Raw genomic sequence first — 24345 nt, 5'->3', positions numbered from 1 at the left:
ATCCGCTCTCGGTACACACCGGACCCCACTCCCTCTTATGGTCCAGCAGTTATCGCAAAATATACCTGAAATACTGGCCCTCAGCAAACGGCATCGACCGCGCGCAATTCGACACCAGTGTTAATTAACGTACTGGTTATACAGCTGTTTCATAGCAACCAAGGCACGATTCAAATATGGACACCAGCAAATATCACACGATGCATGGGTTAGCCGGGTAGGCCCAGAGAAGTGGCGCACAAGACACTTCGATCTGCGGTGGCAACCCTGGCCACGGAGCTGACACCGATCACACATCGACCCTGCGATTACAGGGCCACGCCCAGTAACGCATCGATCGCGGCCGCCACCAGCCGGGGCGCCTCGGTGTCGTGGCCGCCGTAGTCGAGCGCATCGGTGGTCCAACCATCAAGTGCGGCAAGAGCTTTGGGGGTGTCGAGGTCGTCGGCCAAATATTGGCGCACCCGCGCGATCACGTCGGCCGCGTCCGGGCCGGCCGGTAGCGCGGCCGCGGTGCGCCAGCGCTGCAGCCGAGTGATGGCCTCGCCGAGCACCTGATCGCTCCAATAGCGATCGCCGCGGTAGTGCCCGGCCAGCAGCCCCAGCCGGATCGCCGCCGGCTCCACCCCTTGCGCCCGCAGACTCGACACCAGAACCAGGTTGCCGCGGCTCTTGGACATCTTGTGCCCGTCCCAGCCGATCATCCCGGCGTGCACGTAGTGGCGCGCGAATCGCCTTTCGCCCCGGACACATTCGGCGTGCGCCGCGGTGAATTCGTGATGCGGGAAGATCAGGTCGCTGCCCCCGCCCTGAATGTCCAGGCCGCTGCCGATGCGGCTGAGCGCGATCGCCGCGCACTCGACATGCCAGCCGGGCCGGCCGTCGCCGAAGGGCGATGGCCAGCTGGGCTCACCGGGACGCGCGGCCAGCCACAGCAGGGCGTCGAGCTCGTCGCTCTTGCCGGGCCGCAGCGGGTCGCCGCCGCGCTCGGAGAACAGCCGCAGCATGGTCTCGCGGTCGTAGCCTGATTCGTAGCCGAACTGGGGTGTGGCATCGGCCCGGTAGTAGATGTCCGGGTATTCGCCGTCGAGGACGTAGGCCGCCCCGGACGCCAGCATCTTCTCGACAAGCTCGATGACCTCGGCGATCGCCTCGGTCGCGCCGACGTAGTCGCGGGGCGCCAGCATGCGCAGCGCCGCCATGTCCGCACGGAACAGCGACACCTCGCGCTCGGCCAGCTCGCGCCAGTCGATGCCGTCGCGTTCGGCGCGCTCCAGCAGGGGATCGTCGACGTCGGTGACGTTTTGCACGTAGTGGACGTCGTGGCCGAGATCCAGCCACTGCCGGTAGATCAGATCGAACGCCAGATAGGTTGCGGCGTGGCCCAAGTGGGTCGCGTCGTACGGGGTGATGCCGCAGACATACATCGTGGCGGTCGAGCCGGCCGCCACGGGACGCACCTGCCGGTCAGACGTGTCATACAGCCGAAGCTCCGGGCCGCGTCCCGCCAACGCGGGAACCGGTGGGGAAGACCAGGACTGCATGGCAATCAGCCTAAGCGTGGTGACGATGCAGGTCGGAATCGACCGCTGTTGTGCGCCCCGGGGGCGCTATCGTCCCCGCGCGATTTGTGGTTTGCTAAGTCCGGTATCGAGCAAATCCGCTCAACGTCGATGAGCGAGGTGGTTGCGATGTCGACTAATACAACTGACCGAACCGACACCGCGGGTGCGGCCACGCACCAAGAAGTGGTGGTCACCTGCCCGGCGACGGCACAAGTCGTCGGCCACGTCCCGGTGGCGACCGTCGGCGAAGTCGAGGCCGTGGCCACCCGCCTGCGGGCGGCTCAGCCGATGTGGCAGCAAATGGGAGTCGGCGGCCGCGCACGGTGGCTGGGCAAGTGGCGCGACTGGATGCTCGATCACCGCGATGACCTGTTGACGCCGCTGCAACTCGAGACGGGCAAGTCCTGGGGCGACACCGGCGTGGAGATTTCCGGCCTGCAGATCATCAACTATTGGATTGACAACGCGGCCGAATTTTTGGCGGATCAGACGGTGCGCCCCTACGGCGCCGCCAACGCGGGCAAAAAGCTGACGCTGGTCTATGAGCCCTATCAGCTCGTCGGGGTCATCACCCCGTGGAACGGGCCGCTGTCGGTGCCGCTGCTCGACATTCCCGCCGCCCTGATGGCCGGGTGCGCCGTGCTGTCCAAGCCCTCGGAGTTCACGCCGCTGGCATGGCGGGTCGCGGTCGAGGGCTGGAAGCAGATCGGCGCGCCGAACGTGCTGGATGTGGTGTTCGGTTACGGCGAAACCGGTGCGGCCCTGGTGAATACGGTCGACTACGTGATGTTCACCGGGTCGGTCGGCACCGGGCGCCGCATCGCCGTCGCGGCGGCCGAGCGGCTGATCCCCTGCAGCCTGGAGCTCGGGGGCAAGGACGCGATGATCGTGTGCGCCGACGCCGACATCGACCGCGCCGTCGACGGTGCGGTGTGGGGCGGGTTCTTCTACACCGGGCAGGTGTGTATCTCGGTGGAACGGGTCTACGTCGAGGAGCCGGTCTACGACGAGTTCGTGAAGAAGTTGGTGGCCAAGACGTCCGCGCTGCGCAACGGCATGGACGCCGGGCACGACTACTCCTGCGAAGTCGGGTCGATGACCACCGAGCAGCAACTCGCGATCGTGTCCCGCCATGTCGACGACGCCGTGAGCAAGGGCGCGAACGTGCTTGTCGGCGGAAAGGCGAGCGGTGGCGGCGGCGGCTTGTTCTACGAGCCGACCGTGCTGGTCGACGTGAACCACGACATGGCGTGCATGCGCGAAGAGACCTTCGGCCCCACGCTGCCGGTCATGAGGGTCCGCGACGTCGCGGAAGCCATCGCCAAGGCCAATGACTCCAATCTGGGGTTGTCCGGCAGCGTGTGGACGCGGGACAAAGACAAGGCGATGGCCGTTGCGCGGCAAATGAATACGGGCAGCGTCAACATCAACAACGTCGTCACCAGCCTGTTGCAGTTCGGGCTTCCGATGGTCGGGTGGAAGGAATCGGGGATCGGTTCGCGCTCCGGTGGCGCCGACGGGATCCGCAAATACTGCCGCCAGAAAGCCATCGTCGCCGAGCGGGTCGCGATGAAAAAGGAACTGCTCTGGTACCCCTACAGCCGCAAGAAGGGCACCTTAGTGGAAAACGTCGTCCGCCTGCTGTCAGCGAAAGACTGGCGACGCCGGCTCGGACGTCGGGCCCGCTAGCGCCACGCGTCGCGAATAGCGCCCAGCAGGATCGGCGCCAACTCGGCGCGGCACATGACGAAGTCGGGCAGGTACGGGTCGAGTTGGTTGTAGCGCATCGGTGATCCGTCAAGCCGCGATGCGTGCATCCCGGCGGCCATCACCACCCCGGCCGGAGCCGCCGAGTCCCACTCCCACTGGCCGCCGGCGTGCACGTAGGCGTCGACGTCGCCATCGATGATGGCCATCGCCTTGGCCCCCGCCGACCCAATCGCCACGGGCTGTATGGGCAACGTCTGCCGCATCCGGTGCAGGACCGCCGGGGGCCGGGTGGCGCTGACGGCGATGCGGATCGTGTCGGTGACGCCGACCCGCGCGGCGCCGTCGCTCACGGTGTCGCTGCGGTAGACGATGTTCCCGCGGGCGGGCAACGACACCGCCGCGTCGGTGATCTCGCGCTTGTTGTCGGTGGGACCGTCGGTGGGACGTTGCCACAGCGCGATATGGACCGCCCAGTCGTCACGCCCCGGCGTGGAGAACTCACGGGTGCCGTCCAGCGGGTCGATGATCCAGACCCGGTCGTGCTGCAGCCGGGACAGGTCGTCGTAGGCCTCCTCGCTGAGCACCGCGTCAGCGGGCCGTTCGACGTGCAACCGCCGCAGGATCAGTTCGTTCGCCAGGCTGTCACCCGCGTCGCCCAGCGCCCACGGATAGCCGAACCCGACTTCGTCGCGGACTTTGAGCAGCAACTCCCCCGCCTCGGCGGCGAGATCGGCGGCCAGAGCGGCATCGGTCATCTCGTCCGACTCGTCGGCGGCGGCGGGGCTCACCGCTTCAGTATCGCCGACGCCCTGTCGCGGCCTTCACCGATGGCGGCGACCCGCTGCGTTCGGCGCCGCCGCGCTTGCGATCACCGCTAGAAAGCCGGCCACGGAATCGGACGATGGCGGTTGGGTCCGGGCATCACCGGGTTGTCCAGCAGCGCCTGCGCGCGCATGCGCAGCGCGGCGATCTCCGCGCGAGTGATCTGCTCGGCCAGTTCGTCACCGAACGAGCCGGTGACGGCCTCGGCCAGACCGGCGACGGCTGTCAGGGTTTGGCCGTCGATGGGCTTGCCGGCCCATCCCCACAGCACGGTCCGCAGCTTGTTCTCCACGTGCAGGCACACGCCGTGGTCGACCCCGAAGATGTGACCGTCGAGGTCGCGCAGGACATGGCCACCCTTGCGGTCGGCGTTGTTGACCAGCACGTCGAACACCGCCATCCGCCACAAGCGAATATCGTCGGCGTGCATCAAAACGACCTCGTCACCGGCATAGTCGTGGGCGCGCAGCACCGGCAGATAACCGGGTTGGGCTTTGCCGGCGGGGAACAGGTCGACCAGGTCCGGGCCTTCGCGAGGATCGGTGTCCACCGTGTCGCCGGGCTGCTGCACCCACTGCTGCAGCATGCCGGGACCCGCCGGCCCGTGGCGAATGATCGTGTAGGGCACGATGTTCCAACCCAATTGCGTCGATACCAGGTACGCGCCCAGCTCGCGGCCGGCCAACGTGCCGTCAGGAAAGTCCCACAGCGGCGCTTCGCCGGCGACCGGCTTGTAAACGCAATGCACCGCGCGCTCGTCGAGCGTCGATTCGCACAAGAAGGTGGCGTTGGAAGCTGAGCGGATCCGTCCGATGACCGTCAGCTCGCCGTTCCGCAACACCTCACGGTCGTCATATCTCGGGGTCATCGTCAGACCCGAGCAGCGCACTGCGCCGATAGCCGTTGGCGCGTGCGCAGATATGGCCCTCAGGGTCCAACGGTTCGTCGCACAGCGGGCACGGCGGGCGACCCGCTGAGATCACCCGGTTGGAGCGGGTGGCGAACTGCCGCGCCGACTCCGGCGTCAAGAACACCCGCACCGCGTCAGGACCCTCCTCGGTGTCGTCGAGCACCACCGACGCGTCGAACTCGGCGTCGGTGACGGCCAGCAGCTCCACCACCACGGTCTGGGCCTCCGAATCCCAGCCCAGCCCCATGGTCCCGACCCGGAACTCGGCGTCCACCGGGGTGACCAACGGGTTCAGGTCCTCGACCTCGGCGGGCTCCGGGGGGACCGGCGTGCCGAACCTGCGATGCACCTCGAGCAGCAGCGCGCCGATGCGTTCGGCGAGCACGGCGACCTGCTGCTTCTCCAATATCACCGATACCACCCGGGCGTCATGCACCGCCTGGATGTAGAAGGTGCGATTTCCGGGCTGACCAACGGTCCCGGCCACGAAGCGGTCGGGGGTGCGGAAGACATGAATTGCGCGGGACATGGCACCTCCAAAATACCGGCTGTTGCGGTCGACGTGCGATCCGATAGAGGTGGCAGCCGCATTAATCCGTCGAACCACCGACCACGGCGTCGCTCGACGGCACTCCTGCGGCCGGTGGTGCCTGTGCCTCGCCGTTGGATTGGCCGTCCGTTTCCGCCTTTGTCTCTTCCTTCGGCGGGGGCCCGGCCCGCAATGCGGCGGCCAGCCGTGCGCCGGTGTGGTTGACGTGCAACACAAACGGACGCAGTTCGGTGTACCGGATGACGCTCACCGACGCCGGGTCGGCGGTGACGCGCTGGAACCCATCCAGATGTAGGCCGTACGCGTCGGCGATGACCGCCTTGATGACATCACCGTGCGTGCAAGCGACCCACAACGCGTCGCCGCCATGCTCGCCCGCGAGCCGGCGGTCGTGCTCGCGGACGGCGGCCACGGCCCGCGCCTGCACCTGCGCCAGACCCTCGCCGCCGGGAAAGACCGCCGCGCTGGGATGGGCCTGGACGACCTTCCATAGGGGCTCGCTCACCAGCTCACCGATCTTGCGGCCGGTCCATTCTCCGTAGTCCACCTCGGCGAGGCGATCGTCGACGAGCGGCACGAGACACAGCGCGTCGGCCAGTGGCTCGACCGTGCGACGGCAGCGCAACAGCGGCGAACTGATCAATTCCCGGATCGGCAGATCACCGATCCGGTCGATCAGCCCGGCGGCTTGCTCGCGTCCCTTGTCATCGAGATCGACGCCCTCCGAACGGCCTGCGAGAATGCCCGCGGTGTTCGAACTGGATCGGCCGTGTCGCAACAGAATGACGGTCATGTCGCCCACGACGCTACCCGGTGGACGGGTCGGGGAATGACTAGCGGGGAACCGGCACCGCGTGCGCCACGGAGTCGCGCACCGCCGCGCTCAGGCTGCGTTCGTCGGTGAGGTCGATATCGACCAGACTGCGGACTGCGGTGGCGACCACCTCGTCGGCCTGCGGAACGGGCCCGGCGAGACGCGGCCGGTAAACCTCGACGACAAGTGATCCGTTCTCGATGTGAAACGAAAAACTTCGTCCATCACCGACTTGTCCGTATCCGCTAGCGAAAATACCTGTCGACATGTCTTCGACAGCAAACTCTTTCTGCGTCATATGACGGTCAGCGGTGACGGCCATCAGCCGACGATACCTCGCCAGTACGGCTGGATGCGGCAGCATGGCCCCGTTGCATGCGACAGCATTCCTTAGAATTTGTGTTCCACCGCCGCACCCCGAGGGAAGAGAATTGCTGTCACGACAAGGCCGTCACAAACTGACAGCTCACAGCGGTTTATTGAGCATTGCGATTTTGCTCGGTGCGACGGTTGGCTGCTCGTCGAATCCGCTCCAGAGCGCGCCGCGCACCATCGAACCCGCGCGGGCGGCCGTGTCGCCGCCGGTGTCGCAGCCTCCGGCCGGCGCGGTGCGCCCGCTGGCCGCTCACGCCGCGGCCGCGGTGTTCGATGGCGGCACCCACCAGCTGGCGGTGCTGACGCCGGGTGCCGACCCCACAGCTCCAGCCAGCGTCACCGTCTTCGGCGACCCGCAGGCCCCGCCGCGCGTCGTCGAGCTGCCTGGACCGGCGACCGCGTTGACCGACGACGGCCACGGAACCGTCTACCTCGCCGCGCGGGGCGGCTACTTCGTGGTCGACCTGGCCACCGGTCACGCAACGCGGGTGGGCGTCGCCGAGTCCCCGCAGACCGAATTCACCGCGGTGGCCCAACGTGCCGACGGCAAGCTGGTGTTGGGCAGCGCCGACGGCGCCGTCTACACGCTTGCCTCCCCCACGCCGGACACGGTGACCGGCGCGAGCGTCGCCACTCGGAACAAGATCTTCGCGCGCGTCGATTGGCTTGCCGCACACGGCAATACAACGGTCGTGCTGGACCGGGGACAGACGTCGGTGACCACGATCGACGCCGACGGTCACGTCCAGCAGGCGCTGCGGGCGGGCGGGGGCGCCACCACCGTGGTCGCCGATGCGCTGGGCCGGGTCCTGGTGGCCGATACCCGCGGCGGGCAGCTGCTGGTCTATGGCGTGGACCCACTGATCCTGCGTCAGGCCTACCCGGTTCCCCAGGCGCCCTACGGCCTGGCTGGTTCCCGCGCGTTAGCCTGGGTTTCGGCGACCCTTTCCAATATCGTCATTGGTTACGATCTGTCCACCGGAATTCCCGTCGAAAAGGTGCGTTACCCGACCGTGCAGCAACCGAACTCGCTGGCCTTCGACGAAGCGTCAGACACCTTGTACGTGGTGTCGGGGTCCGGTTCCGGAGTTCAGGTCATCGACCATGCGGCGGGCAATCCGTGACGAGCGAGGCCGCGGCGCGGCGGAGCCGGCTACCCGCGGGCTGGGACACCGAGATGTCCGACGAGTATGAATGGGTGCCGCTGCGCCTGCCCCCGGAAGTGACCCGGGTCAGCGCGTCCACCCGATTGTCCATCGAGGCCGAGTACCGCGGCTGGGAGTTGACCAGGGTGCGGCTCTACACCGATGGAAGTAGACGAGTATTGTTGCGCCGCAAGAAGTCTCGTCTGGATGGCGTCGGCCCTGAGGGGCGACGGCCCGATCAGCCGGAACTGTGACGCCCGCCCGACCACGCCAGGGCGGCCACCGGCTGTACGGCGTGGCGCGCCGGCTGTTTTTCGTGGTCCCGCCCGAGCGCATTCACACGCTGGTTTTCGGCTTCCTGCGCGGCGTCACGGCCGTCGCCTGGACGCGGCGATTACTGCGCCGGCTGCTGGCCCCCAGTGATCCGGCGCTGGCCAGCACCGTGTTCGGGGTGCGTTTCCCGGGGCCGTTGGGGCTGGCGGCCGGCTTCGACAAGGACGGTCTGGGCGTGCTCACCTGGGGAGCGCTGGGCTTCGGGCATGCCGAGGTCGGGACCGTCACCGCCCACGAACAGCCCGGCAACCCGGCTCCCCGCATGTTCCGGCTGCCCGCCGACCGGGCCCTGCTGAACCGGATGGGCTTCAACAATCTCGGTGCGGGCGCGCTCGCGATGCGGCTCGCACGCCAGCGGCCCGAGGTGCCGATCGGGGTCAACATCGGCAAGACCAAGGCAACGCCGTCGGACCAGGCCGTCGACGATTACCGGGCGAGCGCCCGGCTGGTCGGCCCGCTGGCGTCCTACCTGGTGGTCAACGTCAGCTCGCCGAACACCCCCGGGCTGCGCGATCTACAGGCGGTCGAGTCGCTGCGGCCCATCCTGGCGGCCGTCCTCGCCGAGACGACCACACCGGTGCTGGTGAAGATCGCGCCGGACCTCTCCGATTCCGACGTGGACGACATCGCGGATCTGGCGGTCGAACTGGGCCTGGCAGGCATCGTCGCCACCAACACCACGGTGTCGCGCCACGGCCTGAAAACGCCGCGCGTCGAGGCGCTGGGCGCCGGCGGCATCTCCGGGCCCCCGGTGGCGCGCCGCGCGGTCGAAGTGCTGCGCCGGCTATACGGCCGGGTCGGCGATCGCCTGGTGTTGATCAGCGTGGGCGGCATCGAGAATGCCGACGACGCCTGGGAGCGGATCACCGCGGGCGCCTCGCTGCTGCAGGGCTATACCGGCTTCGTCTACGGAGGAGGCTTGTGGGCCAAGCAGATTCACGACGGTATCGCGCGGCGGCTGCACGACGGCGGATTCGCCTCGCTCAGTGACGCGGTCGGCTCGGCGGCTCGGCGTTGAACCGCGAGACTGTAACCACCAACGCATTCCGCGAGTGCAGCCGTCGGTAGTTACAGTCTCGCGAGTAAGAGCCGCCCTACTTCTGTTCGTAGGTGGCGTGGATGACCGCCCGCGCGATGGCGTGCTGGAACAAGTTGAAGCCGAGGAAAGCCGGGCTGGCATCCTCGGGTAGATCCAGCTTGTCGGTGTCCACGGCGTGCACGGCGATGTAATAACGGTGCGCGCCATGCCCGGCCGGCGGCGCGGCGCCGAGGTAGCGGCGCAGCCCGGCGTCGTTGACCAGCGTCAGCGCGTCACCCGGCAGATCGCTGCCGTCGCCGGCGCCCTCGGCCAACTCGGTGACGTCGGCCGGCAGGTTGGCCACCGCCCAGTGCCAGAACCCGGAGGCCGTCGGCGCGTCGGGGTCATAGACGGTGACGGCGAAGCTGCGAGTCCCGTCCGGGAATCCCGACCAGCTCAGCTGCGGGCTGACGTCCTCACCGCCAGCGCCCATGATCCCGCTGACCTGGGGCTTGGCCAGGGGCTGACCGTCGGTGACCGATTGCGAGGTCAACGTGAACGTCGGCAGCTTCGGCAGCGATGCGTACGGGTCGGGCGCAGTGCTCATGGCGGTCCTCTCGGGTGATCGGCTTGCGTTCGTCAACTAGCAGTGGGTCAGGAAGTGGGTCAGCACGTCGGTGCCGAACCGCAACGCATCGATGGGTACCCGTTCATCGACGCCATGGAACAGCGCGGTGAAATCCAGATCCGGTGGCAGCCGCAGCGGGCTGAAACCGAAGCAGCGAATACCCAAGCGCGCGAAGGATTTCGCGTCGGTACCACCGGAGAGCATATACGGCACGGTCCGCGCGTCCGGGTCGAGCGCCAGCACGGCGTCGTTCATCGCGTCGACCAGGTCACCGTCGAAGCTGGTCTCATAGGACGGGAAGTCCTTGATCCACTCGCGCGTCACGTCCGGTCCGATCAGCTCGTCGATCTCGGCCTCGAACGCCTCCTTGCGGCCGGGAAGGATCCGGCAGTCCACCACCGCCTCGGCGATTGCCGGGACGACGTTGGCCTTGTACCCGGCCTTGAGCATCGTGGGGTTCGCGGTGTCGTGCAGCACGGCCTTGAGCATGCGGGCCATTGGGCCCAGCTTTTCGATCGCCCCCCGCAGGTCACCCGATTCGGTGTCGAAGGTGAGTCCGGTCTCCTCGCTGACGGCCGCGAGGAACTGCGCCACGGTGTCGGTCAGCACCAGCGGAAACTGGTGCCGGCCCAGGCGGGCGACGGCCTCGGCGACGGCGGTGACGGCGTTCTGGTCGTGCACCATCGATCCGTGCCCGGCCGGGCCGCGGGCGGTGAGCCTCATCCACGACAGCCCCTTCTCGGCCGTCTCGATCAGATAGAGCCGACGTTCGCCCCCGTCGCGGCGCGGCACGGTCAGCGAGAACCCGCCCACCTCGCCAATCGCCTCGGTGACACCGTCGAAAAGGTCCGGCCGATTGTCGACCAGCCACTGCGCCCCGTAGGTCCCGCCGTGCTCTTCGTCGGCGATGAATCCGAAGACCAGGTCGCGCGGGGGCACGATGCCGTCCCGCTTCAACTGCCGGGCCACCACGATCATCATGCCGACCATGTCCTTCATGTCGATCGCTCCGCGGCCCCACACAAAGCCGTCTTTGACCGCGCCGGAGAACGGGTGCACGCTCCATTCGGTCGGCTCGGCCGGCACCACGTCGAGATGCCCATGAATCAGCAGCGCTCCGCGCGACTTGTCGGCGCCCGGCAGCCGGACGAAGACGTTGCCGCGGCCCGGGGCGCCGGATTCGAGATACTGCGGCGCATAGCCGACCTCGGCGAGCTGCTCGGCGACCCACTGCGCGCAGTCGGCCTCGCCCTTCGTGGTCTCCGGTTCGCCGGTGTTGGTGGTGTCGAACCGGATCAGCTTGCTGACCACCTCGACCACATCGTCGCTCCGGTTGGTCGGCACGTCGGTCGCCCCGCTCTGAATGGTCACAACCCCCTTTCCTACCATTGCCGGGGGCCGGACGGCTCGATGCCGAGCACCGAGACGTGCCGGGGTGCTGGATTGGGTTCGCGGCGGGCAATCCGATAGCCTTAGCTGCCAACCCATGCTGGTTTGGCCTTGTCCGAGTGGCGGAATGGCAGACGCGCTAGCTTGAGGTGCTAGTGCCCTACTAATGGGCGTGGGGGTTCAAGTCCCCCCTCGGACACACGACTGAGGCGAGCGAAATGAGCGCTTGCGTTCATTTCCGAGCCGATGGAGTGTGTTGAGCGGCGAAGCCGCGATCACACCCATGCTGCGGCCCCACATCCGCGCCGATGGCGTTGCGGGACCCAACGTTGCTCGCAACGTCCAATCACCTTCCCGCGCAACCTCGTTGCGCTTGCGCCTGCCGCGCGCCCGAGCGGCGGCCGGCAACACCGGTCCGCACGTAGGCATTCCGACGTAGGCTGGTGTGCGACCAATGAACCGACCGAACGGCTTTCTCCGGCGAACGGCGACACGCAGTTTTCGTGACCGCCGCGAGGCCGGTCGCGCGGTGGCCGAGGGGCTGATGTCCTACGGCGGCCGCGACGATGTGCTGGTATTCGGGTTGGCACGCGGCGGCGTGCCGGTGGCCTGGGAGATCGCCGCCGCCCTGCACGCCCCGCTGGACGTGTTCCTGGTGCGCAAGCTCGGGGTGCCGAACTGGTCGGAGCTGGCAATGGGCGCCTTGGCCAGCGGTGGCGGTCTGGTGATGAACGACGACGTCGTCGCCAGCTTGCGCGTCACCGACGAGCAGGTGCGCGAGGTGATCGACAGCGAGACGGCCGAACTGCTCCGGCGTGAACACGCCTACCGGGGCGGCCGCCCGACCGCCGACCTGCGCGACCGGATCGTGATCCTCGCCGATGACGGGATCGCCACCGGCGCCAGCATGCTGGCCGCCGTGCGAGCGGTGCGAGCCGCGGGGCCGAAATCAATCATCGTCGCGGTCCCGGTGGGGCCGGAATCGACCTGCCGCGAGCTCGCGCGGGAGGCCGATGACGTGGTGTGCGTGACGATGCCGCCCGGATTCGAAGCGGTCGGGCAGGTCTACGACGACTTCCATCAGGTCAGTGACGACGAGGTGCGCGAACTGCTCACCACGCCGACGGGCTGAGCGAGCCGAACGTTACTTGGCGGGCTCGTCGCTGCGGCCCTCGGCCGCGGCCCTGGACTGCTCCGGCTCCTCCGTTTGCACTTCGGTGACGAGCTGCGGTTCGCCCCCGGCGGGGACTTCCTCGGGGTAGTCGACATAGTCGTCCTCGTCGGACGTGGCCTCGCCTGCATCCCGGTCGTGGTCACCACCCAGCTCACGCTGGTGGCGCTCCCGCAAGGCGTCGAGGATCAACAGCACCACACCCGCCACGCTGGCGGCGATGCACATCCAGGCGACCAACTCGTTGCTCGTGACGACGGCGAACACCAACGCGACGAGCCCGATCAGGGCCAATACCAGCGCAATGACGAGCATCGGACATCCTCCAGGCGACGAGCGGGACTGCGGTGTTCAAGACCCAGTGTGCCAACCCCGAAGCTCGGCGAGCGTGCGGCACAGCTGACAGGCTAGTTGTTACCCCGGTTGAATTGGTCGAACCCGCCCGCATCCGCACTGGAGTCCACGGGTGCCGCCGATCCGCGCTGGCCGAGTTCCTCCAGCTGGGATTCCAGGTAGGTCTTGAGCCGGGTGCGGTATTCGCGTTCGAAGGTGCGGAGCTGCTCGAGGCGGCCCTCCAGAACCGTGCGCTGCTGGTTGATGGTGCCCATGATCTCGGAATGCTTGCGTTCGGCGTCGGCCTGCAGGGCGTCGGCCTTCTCTTGGGCCTGGCGCAGCTGGGTCTCCGAGCGGGTCTGCGCGTCCGCCAACATCGCATCGGCACGCTGCCGGGCCTCGGTGACCGTGGTCTCGGCGGTGCTGCGGGCCTCACTGAGAATCTGGTCGGCGTTGGCGCGAGCGTCGGACAGCATCTTCTCCGACTCGGCCTGCGCGGTGCTGGTGAGCCGGTCGGCGGTGTCTTGGGCCAGGCTCAGCACCCGAGCGGCCTTCATGGCCTGTTCCTCGTTGTTGACCGCGGCGGCCGGGGCGGGCGCCGCCTTGACGGGCTCCGGCTCGGGCTCGCGGACGGGAATGGCCTGGGTGGGCGCGGCGGTCGCGGCCGGGGCGGCGGCGCCGCCGCCAGATGCCAGCTCGTGGTCCAGCTCTTCGATCCGTTGGCGCAGATCGCTGTTCTCTTCGATGAGTCGCGTCAGCTCGGCTTCCACCAGATCGAGGAAGGCATCCACCTCGTCTTCGTTGTAGCCCCGCTTGCCGATCGGCGGCTTACTGAACGCCACATTGTGGACGTCGGCTGGTGTAAGCGGCATTGTTTCGTCCCCTCAAGTTCCTGTCGAACGTTCTGGAAAGTGTAGAACGCAGTGGTAGCCGTAGCGCAACTGCCGTCCATCCTGTCACACCAGGCGCGACGGTTGCTGATTAGCCCAATAATTAAGAGCCAATTTCAAACATTGAGGCCAATAAAATCCGAAACCTTAGAAATTTTAAATCGCGGGAACCAAACCGACGCTAAAACGTGGCCGAACTGTCTCCGGGCCGGAACAGGCTCACACCGCGGGCCGGAAGCGGCTCACGCCGCGGCGCCGAACGCCAACTGCATGCCGATGAACGCCACCAGCAACAGCACCATGATCGACAGGTCGAAGCGCACCGCTCCGATGGTGAGTTGTGGGATCAGCCGGCGGAGCAGTTTCACCGGCGGATCGGTGATCGACATGATGATCTCCAGCACCACCACGGTGATCCCGGTGGGATGCCAGTCCCGGCTGAACGAGCGGATGAACTCGACGACGACCCGAGCGATGAGCAGCAGCCAGAAGATGAACAGCGCAAACCCAAGGATCTGAAAGAACAACACCAACTGAAGTGCCCCGACCTTACCGATGAAATGCCAAGCGATGCCAAGCGCCGCGGACGTGCGCGGCGACTGTCAGCCTACCGACTCCGGATCACAAGCCCCACGTCACGTGGTCCCGGACGTCGCTCAACCGTTCGAGTGTGCGGGCGACCCCCATGGACAAGCCATGGACAAGCAATCGCCAAACGCGCGGCGCGCGGCTATTGGTAAGCGTAGAAACCGGTTTCGGCGATCCGGCGACGTTCCTCCGGGGACACGTCCACGTCGGCGGGCGACAGCAGGAACACCTTGGTCGCCACCTTGTCGAAGGAGCCACGCAGGGCGAAGGCCAGGCCGGCCGCGAAATCGACCAGCCGCTTGGCGTCGGCGTTGTCCATCGACACCAGGTCCATGATGACCGGGGTGCCGTCGCGGAAACGCTCGCCGATGGTGCGGGCCTCGCTGTAGTCCTTGGGCCGCAACGTGGTGATCTTCGACAGTGGGTGGCCGTCCTCGAACATCATCGCCATCCGGCGCGGGTCCATCGCCAGCGCGCCGCGGGTGGAGTTGCGCAACCACGACCCGAAGCGCGGCCGGTTCATCTCGGGCCGGTCGAAATCGCGGGGGTGAACGGGACTGTAGCGCGCTTCCTCGCTGTAGCCGCCGCGGTAGCCGCTGGGCGGCGGGTAGTCGGCGGGCTCGCGGCGCGCGTCGTCGTAGTCGTCGCCGTCGTAACGGCCATATCCCTGGAAAGCCTCGTCAAATCGCGGGCGCGGAAAACCGCGGGACGGCGCGCGATCGTCGTAATACTCGTCTTCGTAGTCGTCCATTGGGGCCATACCGAAATAGGCCTTGACTTTGTGCAGTGTGCTCATTGCGTTGACCCTTCTAGCCCCTGGGATTCCTGGTGTTAGTGATAAAGCTGTTACTGCAGTGACTACTTACGGTGACGGTAACGGTCGGCGGCCCAATAGCGCGGTACCGACACGCACACACGTCGAACCGTGTTTGACGGCAATTTCGAAGTCATCGGACATGCCGGCGGACAGGCCGACCGCGTTCCGATGCGATTCGAGCACCCGCCGATGCTCCGATTGGAGCCGGTCAAAGGCCTCATCGGGATCCGAGTTCAGCGGCGGGATGGCCATCAACCCGGCGAGATCCAGATTGGGCGACTCCTCGACCTGTGCGCACACCTGGTCGACGGCACCGGGGCGGGAAACGTCCACGCCGCCGCGAGACTCGTCGCCGTCCAGGCTGACCTGGACGTAGATCCGCATCGGGTCGGTGCGGAGCCCCTCGGCCAGCGCCGCCGCCACGCCCCGGTCGAGCGCGGTCACCAGGTGCGCGCTGTCGACCGAGTGGGCGGTGTGGGCCCAGCAGGCCACCGACCGGGCCTTGTTCCGCTGAATATGACCCACCATGTGCCAGCGCGGGCTGCCCACGTTCGCCCGCTCACAAGCGGCCAACAGGCGAGTGACTTCGGCCACCTTCGCCGTCGCTTCCTGATCCCGCGATTCGCCAACGGCCCGGCAACCCAATCGAGACAAAGTCACAACGTCGGTTGCTGGGAAGAATTTGGTAATGGGTAAAACTTCGATTTCCCCGACATTGCGGCCCGCCGCTTCTGCCGCCGCGGCAAGGCGTGAGCGCACCGCCGCCAATGCGTGGGTTAATTCCGATTCGCGGTCGCTGCCGCTTTCTGGATCTGATGCTCCTACCGCCATCGCGGTCACTCCATCCAGACCATCGAGGCCAGCCGACCGGTGGGCGCATCCCGGCGATGGCTGAACAATGCCGGGTCGGCCACCGTGCACCGCGGGTCGATATCGATCGCCGTGACACCCAAATCCTTTAGCTGGCAAGCGATTCCGGCTCGCAGATCGAGTCCTGGAGTTCCGGCCGCGGTGGTGGTGCGGCTGCCCGGCAGCGCCGCTTCGACCTCGTCGGCCATCGCCGCGGGGACCTCATAGTTGTGGCCACTGACAGCCGGGCCCAGCAGGGCCGATATGTCGTCGGGCCGCGCACCCAGCTCCAGCATCGCCTCCACCGTCCGCGCCACCACACCGCGCTGGGCCCCGACCCGGCCGGCGTGTACCGCCGCGGCCACACCGGCACGCGCATCGGCCATCAACACCGGGACGCAGTCGGCGGTCACCACCGCCAGCGCGAGTCGCGCCGTGCGTGTCACCAGCGCATCGGCATCTTCGACGGCGGCGCCCTGCGGCCCGTCGACCACCTCGACCCGATCGCCGTGCACCTGGTTCATCCACACCACGCGGCCGGGGCGCAGGCCGACGGCGGCGACCAAGCGGGCCCGGTTTTCGGCGACCGCCGCCGGGTCATCACCGACGTGGTCGCCCAGATTGAAGGTGTCGAAGGGTGGCTTCGAGACACCACCGGCGCGGGTGGTCGTCACCCGCCGGATGCGAACGCTCACATGACCAGTATCTCGAAGCTGTTGCCCGCCAGGCCGCATCGACGTCCGGCCGCGGCCGGTTTGTCGCGCAGTGGCAAGCAAATTGAGACCTCAGCGGCGCATGAACGGCGGCACATCGACATCATCGTCATCGCCGCCAATATTCAAGGTCGAACCGTTCGTGTGCACCGGCACGCTGACCGCGTCGACCGGTTCGAACAACGTCGAGGTGAGCTTGCCGGCCTTCGCCGACTCGATACGGTGCGCGCCGGTCTTCTCACCCTTGTCGGCATTACCGCCGATGACGGGTTTGCGGCCGGGGCCGGTGGCGTCGAAGCCCGCGGCGATGACGGTGACACGCACCTCGTCGCCCAGCGAGTCGTCGATGACGGTACCGAAGATGATGTTGGCGTCTTGGTGCGCGGCGTCCTGCACCAGCGAGGCCGCCTCGTTGATCTCGAACAGCCCCAGGTCGCTGCCGCCGGCGATCGACATCAGGACGCCCTGCGCCCCCTCCATCGACGCTTCCAGCAGCGGCGAGTTGATGGCGATCTCGGCGGCTTTGAGCGAACGGCCCTCGCCGCGGGCCGAGCCGATGCCCATCAACGCGGTTCCGGCGCCGGACATGATGCCCTTGACGTCGGCGAAGTCGACGTTGATCAGCCCCGGGGTGGTGATCAGGTCGGTGATGCCCTGAACGCCGTTGAGCAGCACCTCGTCGGCGCTGCGGAAGGCGTCCATCAGCGACACCGCGGCGTCGCCCATCTGCAGCAGCCGGTCGTTGGGGATCACGATCAGGGTGTCGCAGCTCTCCCGCAGCGACGCGATGCCGGTTTCGGCCTGGTTGCCGCGCCGCTTGCCCTCGAACGAGAACGGCCGGGTGACCACACCGACGGTCAGCGCGCCCAGCTTGCGGGCGATGCTGGCGACGACGGGAGCCCCGCCGGTGCCGGTTCCGCCGCCCTCACCGGCGGTGACGAACACCATGTCCGCCCCGCGTAGCAGCTCTTCGATCTCGTCCTTGGCGTCTTCGGCGGCCCGGCGCCCGACCTCCGGGTCGGCACCGGCGCCCAGCCCACGGGTGGAGTCGCGCCCGACATCGAGCTTGACGTCGGCATCGCTCATCAACAGCGCCTGCGCGTCGGTGTTGATCGCGATGAACTCGACGCCTTTGAGGCCTTGTTCGATCATTCGGTTGACGGCGTTGACGCCGCCGCCACCGATACCCACGACCTTGATCACGGCCAGGTAGTTGTGCGGGGGGGTCATCATTCGTCTTCCTCCCTGAATGGGCTCGGCTCTCCCGGCGGTGGGCTCCTCCGGACGTTGGCGGTCCTCCCTGGCAAACTCTCAACCTCAACCATAGAGTTAGAGTTATGTCAAGTAGTTCCGCGCAACCAGAACGGTATGGGCATGGCGCGCGCGAACCCCGCAGGCGCGCCGACGCCAGCGCGCAAATTTTTTCTTCGCGAATGTGCGCAGAATGCCGACCGTTCGCGGCGTGTCGCGGACAAACACGCACACTCGCGGTGGATGGCCCGTTCGACGGCGGGGCGCCGGCGCGGCGACGTGACGAAGATCGCTACTTGACCGTCGGCAGGTCGGGGCTCGACACGTCGTAGACCTTGCCGGGCTGGGTCAACAGCGCGGACAGCTTCTCGGCCTTCTCGTCGGTGCGGTCGGTGGTCCCCCAGATCACCACCCGGCCGTCTGCCAGCGTCAGGGTGATCGAGGCCACCGAGGGCGCCGCGATCCGGCCGACCTGATCCTCGACCTCGGGACGCAGCGCGGTCAGCACCGCAAGGGCCGCCTTGGTGGCCGGGTCGTTGGGCCCCGGTTCGGCGACATCGAGGTACGGCAGCGCCGGCGGCGGCGGCCCGGTCGCAAAGTCCACGCCGTCCCGGTCGAAAAGGTGTGGGCCGTCGGGAAAGTCTTTGACCGCCACCGGGACTCGCTCGACGATGGTGATCCGCAGCGCGGACGGGTACTGGCGCTGCACGCGCGCGCTGGCCACCCGGCGGATCGCCGCCACCCGGTCGGCGACCTGGCTGGTGTTGACCTGCAGCAGCGGCGTCCCGAGCCGCACCTGCGCCGCATCCAGGACCTCTTCACGGGTCACCGCGCCGGTGCCGACCACGACGATGTTGCGGGCCGACATCGCCGGCGTGAAATAGAGGACCAATGCCAGCCCGATGCCGACGATCACCAGCAGGATGGTCACCAACAGCATCTTCAGCCCTCGAACAACGCCCCGGGCAACGGGCGTGGGCTCGCTGACCGGCCGCCCGGTGGCCCTGCGCTTGGCTTCACGACGCGCCTCTTCGATCGCGGTGGCGCGGGCCTGAGCGGCGCGGCGTTCGGCGCGTTCCCGGCGCGCACGCCGGCGCGGCCCCTCGACCTCCGCCGGCTCGGGGTCTCGGTCGGCCTGTTGATCGGCGTCCGCCGGGCCGGGGCCCGTTTCGGTGAGGAGCGGTTCGGTGACCGCGTCGTCGGGGACCGGGTTGTCGGGCTTGTCGGCCTGGTTGTCGACACCCGGCTTGTCCGGCTCCGCAGCGGATCGCTCCGCAGCCCGCATCGTCGCCGGGCGGTCGCCCGGGATGGCGCCGGTCGGTTCCGGGCCCGGCTCGGTCATCGCAACGCCCCCGGTGCGCCACGGTTGGCCCGCACCCGCAGGGCCGTGACGATCTCGGGTCCCAGCAGCGTCACGTCGCCGGCCCCCATGGTGACGATGACATCGCCGGGCCCGGCCACCGCGGCCACCTGTTCGGCGACGGCGGACAAGTCCGGCAGGTAGCGCACCGGGACACTGACGTGCTCGGCGACGCTGGCGCCGCTGACCCCGGCCAGCGGTTGTTCGCGCGCGCCGTAGACGTCGAGAACGAAGACCTCGTCCGCGCCGTCCAGCGCATGACCGAACTCCTCAGCGAAAGCTTTTGTCCGCGAATATAAATGGGGCTGGAACACCGCTATGCTGCGGCCGTCACCGCTCTGCTCGAGCAGGGTTCGGACCGCCGCCAGCGTGGCGGCGATCTCCGTGGGGTGGTGGGCATAGTCGTCGAACACCCGCACCATGGAGTTCGGGTTTGGCCCGTTGCCCGCGGTGCCGACCAGCTCGAATCGGCGGCGCACCCCCTCGAAGCCGGCCAGCCCGTCCAGCACCGCGTCGGCCGCGGCGCCGATCTCGATGGCCGCCAGCAGCGCGCCCATTGCGTTGAGCGCCATGTGGCGTCCGGGCACCGAGAGCCGCATCACCCGCGGGTGCTGCTCCGGATCCAATTCGGGGGCCAGCTGGATCTGGGCGACCGCTTCGGTGCCCTGCTGTTGCCACGACAGCAAGCTGGCGGCCAGCGGTTCACCGGATTGCGAAGTCCCCGAACCGGATCCGTACCGCAGCACCCGAATGCCCAGCTCGGCCGTGCGCCGGGCCAGCGCGTCCGCCCCCGGGTCGTCGACGCACACCACCAGCGCCCCGCCCGGGGCGAGCCGCTCCACAAAGGAGTCGAACACGTCGACGTAGGCGGTGGCGCTGCCGTAGAAGTCCAGGTGATCGGTCTCGATGTTGGTGACGACCGCGACGTTGGGCGTGTACTCGAGCAGCGATCCGTCGCTTTCGTCGGCCTCGGCGACGAAGCAGTCGCCGCTGCCGTGGTGGGCGTTGGTCCCGGCCTCGCCCATTTCGCCGCCGACCGCGAATGACGGGTCGCGCCCGCAGTGCTGCAGCGTCACGATCAGCATTGACGTCGTCGTCGTCTTACCGTGCGTGCCGGTGACCATCAGCGTGGTGCGCCCATCCATCAGCCTGGCCAGTACGGCCGGCCGCAGGATCACCGGAATGCCGCGACGCCGGGCCTCGACGAGCTCGGGGTTGGTTTTCGGGATGGCGGCGTGGGTAGTGATGACCGCGGTGGCGCCACCGGGCAACAGATCCAGCGCGGACGCGTCGTGTCCGATGCGGATCTGGGCACCGCGGGCCCGCAGCGCGTGGATGCCGCGCGACTCCTTGGCATCCGAGCCGGACACCAGCCCGCCGCGGTCGAGCAGGATGCGCGCGATGCCCGACATGCCGGCTCCCCCGATGCCGACCATGTGGACCCGCTGCAGCTCGGGCGGCAGCTGTTCGGTGTTCACCGGGTTCCCCCGGTCCACCGGCCGCTCGAGCGGCCGAGCTGCGCCTTCCTGGCGACGTCCAGCGCCGCCTGGGCAACCTGGCGCGCCGCGTCGGGATGTCCGACGCGCGCGGCGGCCGTCGTCATCGCCGCCAGCCGCGGCGCGTCGCCCACCAGGGCCGCCACCTCCCGGGCGACCAGCTCGGGCGTCAGGTCGGCGTCGGCGACCACCATGCCGCCGCCGGCGGTGACCACCGGCAGCGCGTTGAGCCGCTGCTCCCCGTTGCCGATCGGCAGGGGCACGTAGATCGCCGGCAGGCCCACCGCCGAGACCTCGGCGACCGTCATCGCCCCGGACCGGCAGATCACCAGGTCGGCGGCCGCATAGGCCAGATCCATCCGGTCGAGGTAGGGCACCGCCACGTACGGTGGATCGCCCGGGCGGGGTTCGCGCAGGTCGAGCACGTTCTTGGGGCCGTGCGCATGCAACACGGCCACGCCCGCGTCGGCCAGCTCGGCGGCCGCCCCGGCGACGGCCCGGTTCAGGGAGGCCGACCCCTGCGAGCCGCCGAACACCAGCAGCACCCGGGCGTCCTCGGCGAAACCGAAGTGTCGGCGCGCTTCGGCCCGCAGTGCCGCGCGGTCCAGCGAGGTGATGGCCTCGCGCACCGGCACTCCGACCACCTGGGCGCCCGGCAGTCCGCAATCGGGCACCGCGGAGAGCACCCGCTCGGCGCTGCGGGCGCCGACCCGGTTGGCCAGCCCGGCGCGGGCGTTGGCTTCATGGATCACCACCGGGACCCGGCGCTTCCGCGGGTACCCGCCGGGGAGGCCGCGGGCGGCCAGATAGGCCGGGAGCGCCACGTACCCGCCGAAGCCGATCACCACGTCGGCCTCGACCGCGGTCAGCACGGCGCGGGTTTCCCGGACGGCCCGCCACACCCGCCTCGGCAGGCGGGCCAGGTCGCCGCTGGGCTTGCGCGGCAGCGGCACCGGCGTGATCAGCTCGAGGTCATACCCGCGCTCGGGCACCAGCCTGGTCTCCAGCCCCCGCGCGGTGCCCAGCGCGGTGATCCGGACCCGCGGGTCGAGCGCCCTGAGCGCGTCGGCGACGGCCATCGCCGGCTCGACGTGGCCGGCCGTTCCCCCGCCGGCCAGCACGACCGACAGCGGACGAAAAGCCGACAACGCGGCACCGGCGGGCAGAGGGTCTGCCCCCCGCCCGCCGGTCGGCTTGTTGACCGTGCCGTTCACCCGTAACGCTGACCTTCCAATGCGCGTGTGCGCCGTTGCTGACGCCGGCCGGCGCCCTGACTGGCTCCAGAATTGGCTCCAAGGTTTGCATAGCGCTGGCCAGATCCATGATGCCTCGCCCGCGAGCGCGTGCCACCCGCAGACTGGCGGGCCGGGCGGCCGGCCGCGCGCGGGGGCGCCGGCCGCGGCGGTGCATCGGCGGTGCGGGGCGCCTTGCGCCCGGGCGACCCCGCGCCCTTGCGTGGCGCCCCCGCCGACTGCGCGCGAGACCCCTTGCGATCGCGGAAAGCCTCCAGCCGCGTCGGCGAATAGGGCTCGGGCAGCGGCAGCCGCAGCAGCCGGTTCACCTTGTCGTCGCGGCCGGCCCGCAGCGCGGCCACCGCCTCGGGTTCGTGACGGGCCGCGTTGGCCATGATCCCGATCATGAAAAGCGTTGCCGCGGTGGATGTCCCACCCGCAGAAATGAGCGGCAACTGAATGCCGGTCACCGGGAGAATGCCGATCACGTAACCGATGTTGATGAACGCCTGACCCAGCACCCACATCGTCGTGGTGGCGGTCAGCAGCCGCAGGAACGGGTCGGCCGACCGGCGGGCGATCCGCATCCCGGTGTAGGCGAACAGCCCGAACAGGACCAGCAGACCGAACGCGCCGATGAAACCGAGCTCCTCGCCGATGATCGCGAAGATGAAGTCGTTGTGGGCGTTGGGCAGATAGTTCCATTTGGCCGTGCCCTGCCCTAGGCCGTCGCCGAAGATGCCGCCGTGGGCCAGCGCGAATTTCGCCTGCCGGGCCTGGTAGCCGGTGTCCTGCGGGTCGTTCTCGGGGTTCAGCCAGGACCGCACCCGGTCGGACCGGTACCCGGCCGACATTGCCAGGATCGCGCCGGCCATGAAGACCGCCAGCAGCGAGGTGCCGAAGACACGCAGCGGCAGGCCGGCGTACCAGAGCAGGGCGAGCAGGATGATGCCCAGCGACACCGTCTGCCCGAGGTCGGGCTGCGCCACGATCAGCGCCAGCGCGATCACGGCCGCCGGCACCAGCGGGATCAGCAATTCGCGCAGGCTGGCGCGCTCCAGACGGCGGGCCGCCAGCATGTGCGCACCCCAGATGGCGAAGGCGATCTTGGCCAGCTCGGAGGGCTGCATCGAAAAGCCCGCGACCACGAACCATTTACGGGATCCGTTGGCCAGGTTGCCGATGCCGGGAACGAGTACCAAGACCAGCAGGATGACCGTGACGACGTAGCCGGTGAAGGCGACGCGACGGATGAAGCGCACCGACATCCGCAGCGAGGTGTAGCAGGCGATGAGCCCGATCAGCGTCCACAAGACCTGCTTGCCGAAGATGATCCAGGCCGACCCGTCGGCGTCGTAGGACCGCACGCCCGACGCCGAGAGCACCATGATCAGGCCGAGCGTCGTCAGCAAGCCGGCGATGGCGATGATCAGGTGAAACGAGGTCATCGGCCGGCTCAGCCAGGCACCGAACCGGTTGTGCGAAGCGCCGTCGTTCGCGCCGGCCTTGTCCTTTTGCGCCTTGGGGGGCTTATCGGGCTTGCCGGCGTCGTCCGTCGGGCCCGCGCCGGTGTCCTTCGCCACCGAGTCGGCGTCCTGGGCGGGTCCGTGCTCGGTCGCGGCGGCCTCGGTGGCCTCAGTGGTCGCTTTAACCCGGCCCAGGAGCCGGGTTAGTGCGTTACCCACGCCCGCCCTACCGGATCGCCGCGCGCACGGCGGCGGCGAACGCGTCGCCACGGTCGGCGTAACCGGCGAATTGGTCGAACGATGCGCCCGCCGGTGCCAGCAGGACCGTGTCACCGGGCGTGGCCAGGCCACGAGCCGCGGCCAACGCCGCGTTCATGACCGCAGTGCCGAGATCCCGGCCCAAATGTTTCACTTCTGTCACATCTGCACCAAAAACCACAGCAGTCGCATCCATACCAGCATCCTCGCCTGCCACAACGTGCAGGACCGGGACATCCGGGGCGTGTCGCGATAACGCCTCTGCAACCTCTCGCCGATCTCGGCCGATGAGCACCACCCCGACCAGCCGGGATGCGATCCGGGCGACCTCGGCGTCCACCGATGCGCCCTTCAGCAGACCGCCGGCGATCCAGACGACGCGGGGGTAGGCCAGCACGGACGCCTCGGCGGCGTGGGGATTGGTGGCCTTGGAGTCGTCGACGTAGGTCACGCCGTCGGCGACGGCCACGACCTCGGCCCGGTGCCGACCCACCCGAAAGGTCGCGATCGCGGACGCGATCGCCTCGGCCGGCACCTCGACGCTGCGCGCCAGCGCCGCGGCGGCCAGGGCGTCGAGCACGCCGACGGGTCCGGGCACCGGTATCGATTCGACCGGCAACAGCGTCAGGTCGTCGGCGAAGGCGTGGTCGATCAGCTGGCCG

24 protein-coding genes, 1 tRNA gene and 1 pseudogene are annotated in these 24345 nt (G+C 68.5%); 6 read left to right on the top strand and 20 right to left on the bottom strand.

Going from position 1 to position 24345, the window contains the following annotated elements; all coding sequences use genetic code 11:
- Window positions 1-308 precede the first annotated feature (308 nt).
- Window positions 309-1544: a cysteine--1-D-myo-inosityl 2-amino-2-deoxy-alpha-D-glucopyranoside ligase gene (mshC, locus tag Q0W90_RS09150; protein ID WP_297600106.1), complete on the bottom strand. Its 1236-nt coding sequence runs from the start codon at window positions 1542-1544 to the stop codon at window positions 309-311.
- Window positions 1545-1673: 129 nt separating this feature from the next.
- Here mshC and Q0W90_RS09145 point away from each other — a divergent pair, with 129 nt between their 5' ends.
- Window positions 1674-3254 (top strand): aldehyde dehydrogenase family protein, encoded by a 1581-nt coding sequence (locus Q0W90_RS09145; protein ID WP_297774213.1) that lies wholly within the window; start codon window positions 1674-1676, stop codon window positions 3252-3254.
- Here Q0W90_RS09145 and Q0W90_RS09140 read toward each other — a convergent pair.
- The 5 genes from Q0W90_RS09140 to Q0W90_RS09120 form a co-directional block, all read right to left on the bottom strand.
- Window positions 3251-4030, bottom strand: a complete 780-nt coding sequence (locus Q0W90_RS09140) for an inositol monophosphatase family protein (protein WP_297600121.1) — start codon at window positions 4028-4030, stop codon at window positions 3251-3253. The two genes, Q0W90_RS09145 and Q0W90_RS09140, sit on opposite strands and share 4 nt — an antisense overlap.
- Before the next feature lie 119 nt (window positions 4031-4149).
- Window positions 4150-4965: an SCO1664 family protein gene (locus tag Q0W90_RS09135; RefSeq protein WP_363319571.1), complete on the bottom strand. Its 816-nt coding sequence runs from the start codon at window positions 4963-4965 to the stop codon at window positions 4150-4152.
- Window positions 4949-5536: a DUF3090 domain-containing protein gene (locus Q0W90_RS09130; RefSeq protein ID WP_297600111.1), complete on the bottom strand. Its 588-nt coding sequence runs from the start codon at window positions 5534-5536 to the stop codon at window positions 4949-4951. Before Q0W90_RS09130 ends, Q0W90_RS09135 begins: the two co-directional genes overlap by 17 nt.
- A 61-nt stretch (window positions 5537-5597) precedes the next feature.
- The gene (locus Q0W90_RS09125; protein WP_297600113.1) at window positions 5598-6350 is read right to left on the bottom strand and encodes a histidine phosphatase family protein; all 753 of its coding nucleotides are present in this window, start codon (window positions 6348-6350) and stop codon (window positions 5598-5600) included.
- 40 nt (window positions 6351-6390) lie between these two features.
- On the bottom strand, window positions 6391-6693 hold the full coding sequence (locus Q0W90_RS09120) for a hypothetical protein (protein ID WP_297600115.1): 303 nt from the start codon (window positions 6691-6693) through the stop codon (window positions 6391-6393).
- A 109-nt stretch (window positions 6694-6802) separates the two neighbouring features.
- Here Q0W90_RS09120 and Q0W90_RS09115 point away from each other — a divergent pair, with 109 nt between their 5' ends.
- From Q0W90_RS09115 to Q0W90_RS09105, 3 genes are read left to right on the top strand one after another with little or no spacing between them, the layout of a single operon-like run.
- Window positions 6803-7870 (top strand): hypothetical protein, encoded by a 1068-nt coding sequence (locus Q0W90_RS09115; RefSeq protein WP_297600118.1) that lies wholly within the window; start codon window positions 6803-6805, stop codon window positions 7868-7870.
- A gap of 53 nt (window positions 7871-7923) precedes the next feature.
- A complete protein-coding gene (locus Q0W90_RS09110; protein WP_297600127.1) occupies window positions 7924-8145 on the top strand; it encodes a DUF5703 family protein in 222 nt (73 codons plus the stop codon).
- A 32-nt stretch (window positions 8146-8177) separates the two neighbouring features.
- Window positions 8178-9242 carry a quinone-dependent dihydroorotate dehydrogenase gene (locus Q0W90_RS09105; protein WP_297774218.1) on the top strand — a complete coding sequence of 355 codons (1065 nt, stop codon included), beginning with the start codon at window positions 8178-8180 and terminating at the stop codon, window positions 9240-9242.
- Between the two features lie 76 nt (window positions 9243-9318).
- On the opposite strand, the gene Q0W90_RS09100 is transcribed toward Q0W90_RS09105, so the two are convergent.
- Both Q0W90_RS09100 and Q0W90_RS09095 read right to left on the bottom strand, forming a co-directional pair.
- Window positions 9319-9849 (bottom strand): YbhB/YbcL family Raf kinase inhibitor-like protein, encoded by a 531-nt coding sequence (locus Q0W90_RS09100; protein ID WP_297592783.1) that lies wholly within the window; start codon window positions 9847-9849, stop codon window positions 9319-9321.
- A gap of 36 nt (window positions 9850-9885) precedes the next feature.
- The gene (locus Q0W90_RS09095) at window positions 9886-11241 is read right to left on the bottom strand and encodes a M20/M25/M40 family metallo-hydrolase (protein ID WP_297592785.1); all 1356 of its coding nucleotides are present in this window, start codon (window positions 11239-11241) and stop codon (window positions 9886-9888) included.
- 131 nt (window positions 11242-11372) lie between these two features.
- Here Q0W90_RS09095 and Q0W90_RS09090 point away from each other — a divergent pair.
- Window positions 11373-11458 (top strand) — tRNA-Leu (locus Q0W90_RS09090).
- Window positions 11459-11704: 246 nt separating this feature from the next.
- Window positions 11705-12391, top strand: a pseudogene (locus Q0W90_RS09085) (phosphoribosyltransferase); the annotation flags it as partial.
- A 12-nt stretch (window positions 12392-12403) separates the two neighbouring features.
- On the opposite strand, the gene Q0W90_RS09080 reads toward Q0W90_RS09085, so the two are convergent.
- The 12 genes from Q0W90_RS09080 to Q0W90_RS09025 form a co-directional block, all read right to left on the bottom strand.
- Entirely contained in the window at window positions 12404-12745 is a 342-nt protein-coding gene (locus Q0W90_RS09080) for a hypothetical protein (RefSeq protein ID WP_297699792.1), read from the bottom strand.
- A 92-nt stretch (window positions 12746-12837) separates the two neighbouring features.
- The gene (locus tag Q0W90_RS09075; protein WP_297592789.1) at window positions 12838-13635 is read right to left on the bottom strand and encodes a DivIVA domain-containing protein; all 798 of its coding nucleotides are present in this window, start codon (window positions 13633-13635) and stop codon (window positions 12838-12840) included.
- Window positions 13636-13895: 260 nt separating this feature from the next.
- The gene (locus Q0W90_RS09070; RefSeq protein WP_003878110.1) at window positions 13896-14186 is read right to left on the bottom strand and encodes a YggT family protein; all 291 of its coding nucleotides are present in this window, start codon (window positions 14184-14186) and stop codon (window positions 13896-13898) included.
- 197 nt (window positions 14187-14383) lie between these two features.
- The gene (locus Q0W90_RS09065) at window positions 14384-15037 is read right to left on the bottom strand and encodes a cell division protein SepF (RefSeq protein WP_297592823.1); all 654 of its coding nucleotides are present in this window, start codon (window positions 15035-15037) and stop codon (window positions 14384-14386) included.
- A 66-nt stretch (window positions 15038-15103) separates the two neighbouring features.
- Entirely contained in the window at window positions 15104-15889 is a 786-nt protein-coding gene (locus Q0W90_RS09060) for a YggS family pyridoxal phosphate-dependent enzyme (protein WP_297592825.1), read from the bottom strand.
- Between the two features lie 5 nt (window positions 15890-15894).
- Complete coding sequence (gene pgeF, locus Q0W90_RS09055) at window positions 15895-16602, bottom strand: peptidoglycan editing factor PgeF (protein ID WP_297592827.1); 708 nt, start codon at window positions 16600-16602, stop codon at window positions 15895-15897.
- A gap of 90 nt (window positions 16603-16692) precedes the next feature.
- Complete coding sequence (gene ftsZ, locus Q0W90_RS09050) at window positions 16693-17850, bottom strand: cell division protein FtsZ (RefSeq protein ID WP_297592949.1); 1158 nt, start codon at window positions 17848-17850, stop codon at window positions 16693-16695.
- Between the two features lie 313 nt (window positions 17851-18163).
- A complete protein-coding gene (locus Q0W90_RS09045; protein WP_297774216.1) occupies window positions 18164-19156 on the bottom strand; it encodes a cell division protein FtsQ/DivIB in 993 nt (330 codons plus the stop codon).
- Between the two features lie 53 nt (window positions 19157-19209).
- Window positions 19210-20709, bottom strand: coding sequence for a UDP-N-acetylmuramate--L-alanine ligase (gene murC / locus Q0W90_RS09040; RefSeq protein ID WP_297774207.1), 1500 nt, complete (start codon window positions 20707-20709; stop codon window positions 19210-19212).
- Entirely contained in the window at window positions 20706-21941 is a 1236-nt protein-coding gene (gene murG / locus Q0W90_RS09035) for an undecaprenyldiphospho-muramoylpentapeptide beta-N-acetylglucosaminyltransferase (protein ID WP_297774205.1), read from the bottom strand. The genes murC and murG overlap by 4 nt, the downstream gene beginning before the upstream one ends.
- Window positions 21938-23644 carry a putative lipid II flippase FtsW gene (ftsW, locus tag Q0W90_RS09030; protein ID WP_297592833.1) on the bottom strand — a complete coding sequence of 569 codons (1707 nt, stop codon included), beginning with the start codon at window positions 23642-23644 and terminating at the stop codon, window positions 21938-21940. The genes murG and ftsW overlap by 4 nt, the downstream gene beginning before the upstream one ends.
- Window positions 23645-23651: 7 nt before the next feature.
- On the bottom strand, window positions 23652-24345 hold a 694-nt coding region (locus tag Q0W90_RS09025; RefSeq protein WP_297774203.1), incomplete at its 5' end, for a cyanophycin synthetase.

The sequence above is a fragment of the Mycobacterium sp. genome, assembly GCF_025933915.1.
Classification (GTDB): Bacteria; Actinomycetota; Actinomycetes; order Mycobacteriales; family Mycobacteriaceae; genus Mycobacterium.
Note: the sequence above shows the minus strand (reverse complement) of the source record. Positions and strands in the feature narration are given on the sequence as shown.